5 protein-coding genes are annotated in these 7,593 nt (G+C 64.2%); 2 read left to right on the forward strand and 3 right to left on the reverse strand.

What is annotated here, in order from left to right; translation table 11 throughout:
- The first annotated feature begins 6 nt into the window (after window positions 1–6).
- A complete protein-coding gene (locus F623_RS0110540; protein ID WP_018862510.1) occupies window positions 7–2,100 on the forward strand; it encodes a YjbH domain-containing protein in 2,094 nt (697 codons plus the stop codon).
- Window positions 2,101–2,575: 475 nt separating this feature from the next.
- Here the strand turns inward: F623_RS0110540 and F623_RS0110545 are convergent, their stop codons facing one another.
- From F623_RS0110545 to F623_RS0110555, 3 genes are read right to left on the reverse strand one after another with little or no spacing between them, the layout of a single operon-like run.
- A complete protein-coding gene (locus F623_RS0110545) occupies window positions 2,576–4,756 on the reverse strand; it encodes a polysaccharide biosynthesis tyrosine autokinase (protein WP_018868572.1) in 2,181 nt (726 codons plus the stop codon).
- Between the two features lie 22 nt (window positions 4,757–4,778).
- Complete coding sequence (locus F623_RS0110550; protein WP_018862512.1) at window positions 4,779–5,222, reverse strand: low molecular weight protein-tyrosine-phosphatase; 444 nt, start codon at window positions 5,220–5,222, stop codon at window positions 4,779–4,781.
- Between the two features lie 2 nt (window positions 5,223–5,224).
- The gene (locus F623_RS0110555; RefSeq protein WP_018862513.1) at window positions 5,225–6,355 is read right to left on the reverse strand and encodes a polysaccharide export protein; all 1,131 of its coding nucleotides are present in this window, start codon (window positions 6,353–6,355) and stop codon (window positions 5,225–5,227) included.
- Window positions 6,356–6,745: 390 nt separating this feature from the next.
- Here F623_RS0110555 and F623_RS0110560 point away from each other — a divergent pair.
- Window positions 6,746–7,593: NAD-dependent epimerase/dehydratase family protein (locus F623_RS0110560; RefSeq protein WP_018868571.1), on the forward strand; the 848-nt coding region annotated here is incomplete at its 3' end.

A 7,593-nucleotide genomic window follows, 5' to 3' on the forward strand; every position in this document is an offset into this window, starting at 1 on the left:
TTGCGCATGCGCCGCCGCAACCTGGTGGTCGCCGTGCTCCTCGGCCTGGGCCTGCCCACCGCACAGGCCGAGGAGTTCGGGCTTGGCCAGGGTCAGCGGGATACCGGCGGTATTGGTCTGATGCAAACCCCAACGGCCCGCACCGGTGATGCCGGCCACTTCGCCGCGGGCTGGAACCGCACCTTTCCCTACCGCCGCTGGAGCGTGTTCGTCCAGCCGCTCGACTGGATGGAACTCGGATTTCGCTACGTACAGATCGAGAACCGCCCCTTCCTGGCCGCGGGTGACGATGACCGCCACAACATCGACAAGGGGGCGGACCTGAAACTCCGCCTGGTCGAGGAAACCCGATTCATTCCGGAGGTCGCGCTTGGCTTTCAGGATCTGGGCGGCACCACCCTGTTTGGCGGTGAATACCTCGTTGCCAACAAACGCTGGAACAACTTCGACTTTTCTCTGGGCATTGGCTGGGGCTACCTCGGCAATCACGGCGACATCGAATCGCCACTTGGCTGGATTGACGACAGTTTCGACGAGCGGCCACGTTCCGCCGGTGGCGGACAGGGGGGCGAGATCGCGACGCATCAGATGTTCCGTGGCCCGGCCGCCCTGTTCGGCGGGGTCGAGTACCAGACGCCCTGGGACCGCCTGCTGCTGCAGGTCGAATACGAGGGCAACACCTATCAAAACGAGCCGCAGGACAACTTCCAGGAGCAGGATTCGCGCTTCAATTTCGGCGCGCGGCTGCGCCTGACCAACAATGTGGAACTGCATACCGGCTGGCAGCGTGGCAATACCGCGATGGTCGGGCTGCATTTCACGACGAATCTCGCGCGACTCTCACAGCCCAAGGCCGACGATCCGGCCCCGGTCGACCCCGCTCATGTGGAACAGCGCGACTGGGACGCGGTGGCCGCCGACCTCAACACCAATGCCGGGATATACGTCACCGAGATTCGTCAGGTCGGCGACACCATCGAGGTAACGGGCGAACCCAGCCGATTCCGCAACCTGAAACAATCCGAGGGGCGGGCCAACCGCCTGCTCGAGGCCCAGGCCGATGCCGGCATCCACACCTTCCAGTACCGCTGGCAGACGCTGGGCCTCGACCTGCGCGAGAGTCTGCATGACCGCGAGGCCTTCGGCCGCGCCCTGGCCTCCGCTGATCACGAAACCGACTACCGCCACAGCGTGCGGGTACGCGACATCGAACCCACCGCGAACGAGGATCGTGGCGAGGTCCTGTACGCAGCCGAGCCGCGCCGCTTTGAATGGGGGGTAGGGCCGTCTCTGGAGCAGAATTTTGGCGGACCGGATGGCTATTTGTATCGCCTGTCCGCCTATCTCGACGCCAGTTACCACCTCGCCCAGGGAACCTGGATCTCGTCGATGCTCTCGACGACCCTGGCCGACAACCTCGAGAACTACGAATACATTGCCGATTCGGATCTGCCCCGCGTGCGTACGCACATCGGTGACTATCTCGCCGAGACGAACGTCGGCATCACCAACCTTCAGGCTACCCATACCAAGCGCCTGGGCGACAACTGGTACGCGATGGGCTATGGCGGCATTCTGGAGACGATGTATGCCGGCGTGGGGGCCGAGGTGCTCTACCGTCCGTTCAACAGTCGCTGGGCCATTGGCGTGGATGCCAACTGGGTACGCAAGCGCGAATTCAACCAGCAGTTTGGCCTTCGGGACTATGAGCAAGTGACCGGTCATGTCACCACTTATGTCGACACCGGGATACAGGACATCCATGCGAGGGTGAGCGTGGGCCGTTATCTGGCCGGCGATTACGGGACCACCCTCGACTTCTCGCGCGAGTTTGCCAACGGCGTGCGGGTCGGGGCCTGGTCGACCTTCACCGACGCCGGCGAAGACTTCGGCGAAGGCAGTTTCGACAAGGGCCTGTACCTGTCAGTCCCCTACGACTCCTTCTTCTCGACCTCCAGCCGCAACCGGGCCAACATCGCCTGGCAGCCGCTGACCCGCGACGGTGGTGCACGCCTGAATCGGCGCCATCAGCTGTTCGACATCACCGAGGAGCGCCAGGTCGGCCGCTACTGGGACGAGCCCGACGCCACCTGGCGCTAGGGCCAGGTGGCGGGGCTCCGAATCCCGGGCACCCGCCTCCCTCCACAGACCCTCCCCGCGTGCATGCACCCTTGTCCACAGCCACGCTCGACGCAACCAGACCACCTCTGAATCGAGAGGTCCGCGACGGTCGCACATCCCTGACCGGAACCGACCAGCAGGCTTCGCCCGCTCCCGAGATGCACCCGGTACGCTGGCTTTCAGCTCTCCACCGCCGGCCAGGGAATCCTCTCCAGCTGCCCGAACGACTGGGTACCCCAACGTCCGGTCGCCAGTTCAGGCTGCCACGATCATCCTCCAGGCATGCAGCTGGAACTTCGCCCCCACGCAGCTGGCACATTCGCCCCACACCGCCCAGGTTGCGGCGCGCCCAATGACGCACTGCACCCGAGCAGCGCCACAAAAAAGCCCCGGCAAGTGCCGGGGCCAGGGGTGAGCCAGTCGGGACCGCCGTTTAGAGACCCCTGGGACCACTCTATTTGTAGGAGTAGTGGTAGTAACCGTAGCCGTAACTGGTCGAGGCCTTGTACTCGATCGAGTTCAGGATACAGCCACGCACATCGACCCCCGCCGAATCGAGACGGTGCCGTGCCGACTCGATCTCGCGCAGCGGATTCATCTGGAAGCGCACCACCATCAAGGTAGTCGAGCACTGGCGCGCGACCACGGCGGCATCGGTGACCGCCAGGATCGGCGGCGTGTCGATCAGCACCAGGTCGTAGTCGCGGCTGAGCTGTTCCAGCATGCGGCTGAAACGGTCACTCATCAGCAACTCCGACGGGTTCGGCGGGGCACTGCCGCGCGCGATGTAGTCCAACCCCTGGGTGTCCGTGCGACGCAGCACCCCCTCCAGGGACTCCTGGCCTCCCAGGAACTCCGAAAGCCCCCCGTCGCTGCGCTGTCCGAAGGCGTGGTGCACATGCCCCTTGCGCAGGTCAGCATCGATGATCAGCACGCGTTGCCCCGCCTGGGCACAAACAGTTGCCAGGTTGACCGAGACAAAGCTCTTGCCCACATTCGGGCTCGGGCCGGTGATCACCAGACGGTTGTTTTCGGCCTCGAGCATCGCGAAGTGCAGGCTGCTGCGCAGGCCACGAAGGGCCTCGACGGCATCGTCGGCCGGATCCTGCGAGGCCAGCACGCCCCCGGGGACGTCATGGCCACGCGACTGGTTGCGCCGCTTCACCCGGCGCAGGAGATTTTCCTGCGCCCTGGAACGCGGCACGCTCGCGTAGACGGGGAGGTCGATACCTTCGATCTCCTCCTGCGATTCCACCCCGCGGTTGAACATCCCGCGCACTAGCACCAGCGCAATGGCCAGGCCACCGCCAAATACCGTGGACAGCATCACGATCATGTTTCGCTGCGGCTCGACCGGCGAGAGCCCCGCCTGGGCATCGTCCAGGATGCGGACATTGCCAACCGTGCTAGCACGGGCGATATCCATCTCCTGCATGCGATTGAGCAGCTGGACGTAGATGTCCTGATTAACCTCGACGTCTCGGTTCAGACGCAGGATCTGCTGCTGGGTTTCCGGCAGGGCGCTGACCTCCTGGTTCAGCCGGTTGCGCTCCTCCTGCAGCTTCTGACGCTTGTCGATCAGAGCCGCATAGGTCGGATGGCTGGGCGTGTACCGCCGGGAGATTTCGGCTTCCTCGAACTCCAGCTCGTTGAGCTGGCGCTCAAGGTTGACCAGCCGGTCGAGCACGGCACGCGTCTCCTGCGAGAGATCCACGCTGTCGCGCTCCGTGCGGTACTCGTTCAGTGCATCCTCGGCCGTTTGCAGTTGCTCCCGCACGTCCGGCACTTTGTCCTCCAGGAACTCGAGACTCTTCTCGGCCTCGGCGGCCTTGCGCTGAACGTTCTGCGTCAGGTAGATCTGGCTGATCGTGTTCAGGACGCGCTGAGCATGCTGCGGATCGGGATCGGTCAGCGTCAGGCTGAAGACACCACTCTCGCGACCCTGCTGGCCCGCTTCGAACTGCGTACGCAGGGTATTGATCGCAGCCAGACGCGAGCGGCGCTGGATATCGAAACGCGCACCCGGACCCGCGTCCAGCTCGGCCAGGCGCAGACGTACATCACCGTCGAAGAACTCCACGTCCTCGCCAACACGCCCCTCACCCAGTTCATTCTCGCCGTTGAGCAGGCGGTAACGATCGTCGTCCAGGACCTCCAGCGTAAAGGTGCGCCCTTCGTAGGCGCGGGCCACCTGGAACTCGCCCACGTTGATCGACTCGCCCGCCCAGACACTGGACTGGGCAAAGGCGGGGCGTTCCATGCCCCGGCGAACCAGGTAGTCGCCCACCACCGGCATGCGGTGCGGGCGCACCACCAGATCCAGCGCCTCCTGGTCGACCGTGCGCCCGAGCACCATGCGTGAACGCAAGATCTGCAGTTCCGCCTCGACCCGGGGCTCCTGGCCCAGCATCTCGCGCATGTTCGACAAGGGACTGCTAAAGCGTCCCATGTCCTCCACCTGCACCAGCGAATCCGCCTGATAGATCGGGGTGGACAGTGTCGAATAGGCCGCGCCCGCGAGGGCGAACAGCGCGGTGATGAATATGATCAGCCACTTGTGATCCAGCAACTGGCCAAGCAGTCGGCCAATATCCAGTTCGCCTTCCGGCACCCCGGGGGAATGGTTCTTTGTCATCGGGATATACCTGTGTCGGAGATCATCGGTTCAGCCGCGAAGCCCAGGCATCGGCGGCCTCCACGAGCAGGGCATGAGCCTGGGCGAAGACCTCGGGGCTCTTGCCGTAGGGATCGGGAATGTCGCGGCCCCGGCCGCCTTCCAGCCAGTGGCCAAAGCGCATGGTCTTGCCGAGCACCTCGGGGTGTTGTCCGCCCACCGCCTGGCGCTGGCCCTCACTCATCACCAGCACCAGATCGGCGTTGTGCAACCAGTCCGGTTCGATCTGCCGCGCCGTGTGGGCGGAGACATCCAGACCGTCGGCCTCGGCCAGGCGTAGCGCCTCGGGGTGGACGCCCTCCCCGACCATGGCCCCAAGGCCCGCCGATTCCACCGAGCGGTCGGGCAAACGGTCACGCAGCAGGGCCTCGCCCACGGGACTGCGGCAGATATTGCCGGTACAAACGACCAGAATCCGGTTAAACATGGCTAGAAGTCATCCGAGAGGCGGCGCACGTCGCGCGTGGTACGGGAGGATTGATAAACGGCGCTGACCGTGGGCAACAGCTGGCTGATCACGCGGTTCCAGCGGCCCAGCGACGTCGTCGTTACGTACACGATGTCCAGCGGCTCCAACTCGAATTCGGCACCCAGCATCAATGCGGAGGCGTTGCGCGCATCCAGCTGATAGACAGTCGCGAGCTTGTCGCTCTCGGGCGACGCACGGCGGATCACGAAGATGCCACTGGCATCCGCCCGGGTTTCGTTGAAGCCACCGGCCTGGCTGAGCGCATCCATCAGCGTCAACTGACCGCGGCCCAAGGGCAAACGCTGCGGGTCACCCACCTCGCCCATCACATAGACCTGCTGACCGGCGGTATCCGGGACATGCAGTACATCGCCATCGCGCAGGAGCCGGTTTTGCGACATGTCGCCGTAACGCAGCATGTCGTACAGCGAGATGACGATTTCCTCGCCCTCCCGGGTCAGGATCACCTCATGCCAGTTGGCGTCTTCGGCAAGCCCACCTGCATGGTGGATCGCATCCAGCACGGTCAGCGGGACATTGGTGACCGGCTGTACGCCCGGCTCGCGCACCGAGCCCGTCACCTGCACCTTTTGCGAGTTGAAGGCCGCCACGCGCACCTCGACCTGAGGCTCGTTCACGAAAGTCGCGAGGTCGCGGGCGATCCGGTCACGCACTTGGGAAACGGTGTACCCCTCGACTTCGACGCGACCGATATAGGGATAGAAGATGGTCCCGTCCGGGTGCACGGTATTGCCCGATTCGACGGCGGAACGCTCGCTCCCGGCCGGAATGGTCAGTTCAGGGTGTTCGTAGACAATGACGGCCAGCACGTCACCACGGCCGATGCGGTAGTCGTATTCGTCGAGATCTTGTGCCATTTCGTCACTGGCCTGGCGCAGATCGGGCGGTACCGATCGCGTCTCCTGGGCTCGAATCAGGCCAAAGGTAATCGGTTCGATATCGACGATGTCCTCGACCGGGGCGCTCGAGGTGCGCTCGGAGATGTGCCCGCCAGGGGCCCAGGCGCAGCCACCCAACACCACCGAGATGACCAGCAACAGGGTCCAGCGTACGGGGGGAATCTCGTTCATGGATCTTCCTCTTTTGCGCGTTTCCGCTACGCCCATGGCACCAGCGGTCGCGTCGTCACCTTGCGATTCATCGTGGCGAACCCGACCGGCTCCGCCTCAAGCGGGCTGACCATGTCACGAATGGCCCGGATCTTCGTCGAACTGGCGCAAAATATCGGCAGCCGACCCCTTGCCGGCAATGCCCCGATCCGAAACTTAAGGGGCTGATCACAGCTTCAGAGGATCGACCTCACGTTTCCCGCAAACGGCGTTGCGAGGCCATTCAGGCCGATGCTTGAATCCAACGCGTTCACCTCATGAACGAGTGCCCGGACCTCCGTCACACCGCACCGCGGATGACCTGAAGCCCGGGCACAACGGTCCCATTACATCCGACGAGGAAGAGGCGACATGAAAGTCCTGATCACCGGCGCGGCAGGTTTTATCGGCTCCCACCTGGCCCTGCGCCTGCTGGAGCGCGGCGACACTGTGATCGGTGTTGACGACATGAATGACTATTACGACCCGAGCCTGAAACGGGCCCGGCTGGATCGCATTCGCGCCCTGCCGGCCGCCCGCCGACGCTTTGTGTTCGAACACAAGGACATTGCGGATCGCGCGGCGATGGACCGGGTGTTTCGCGAGCACCGCCCGGAGCGGGTGGTGAACCTGGCGGCCCAGGCCGGGGTGCGTTACTCGCTGGAGAACCCGGCGGCCTATGTCGACACCAACCTGGTCGGTTTTGGCAACATCCTGGAGGGCTGCCGGCACAACGGCGTGGAGCACCTGGTCTATGCCAGTTCCAGCTCCGTCTACGGCGCCAACACCACGATGCCGTTCTCGGTGCACGACAACGTCGACCACCCGCTGAGCCTCTACGCCGCGAGCAAGAAGGCCAACGAATTGATGGCGCACACCTACAGCCATCTCTACAACCTGCCGGTCACGGGCCTGCGCTTCTTTACCGTCTATGGCCCCTGGGGTCGCCCGGACATGGCGCTGTTCCTGTTCACCCGGAAGATCCTGGCGGGCGAGCCGATCGACGTCTTCAACTACGGTCACCACCGGCGCGACTTCACCTACATCGACGACATCGTCGAGGGCGTGATCCGCACGCTGGATCGCCCGGCACAGCCCAATCCGGACTGGAGTGGCGAGACACCGGACTCGGCCACCAGTGCAGCGCCCTACCGGTTGTACAACATTGGCAACCACGAGCCGGTGGAGCTGATGCGCTACATCGAGGTGCTGGAAGACTG

This window comes from Thioalkalivibrio sp. ALD1, from assembly GCF_000381245.1.
In the GTDB taxonomy this organism is placed as follows: domain Bacteria; phylum Pseudomonadota; class Gammaproteobacteria; order Ectothiorhodospirales; family Ectothiorhodospiraceae; genus Thioalkalivibrio.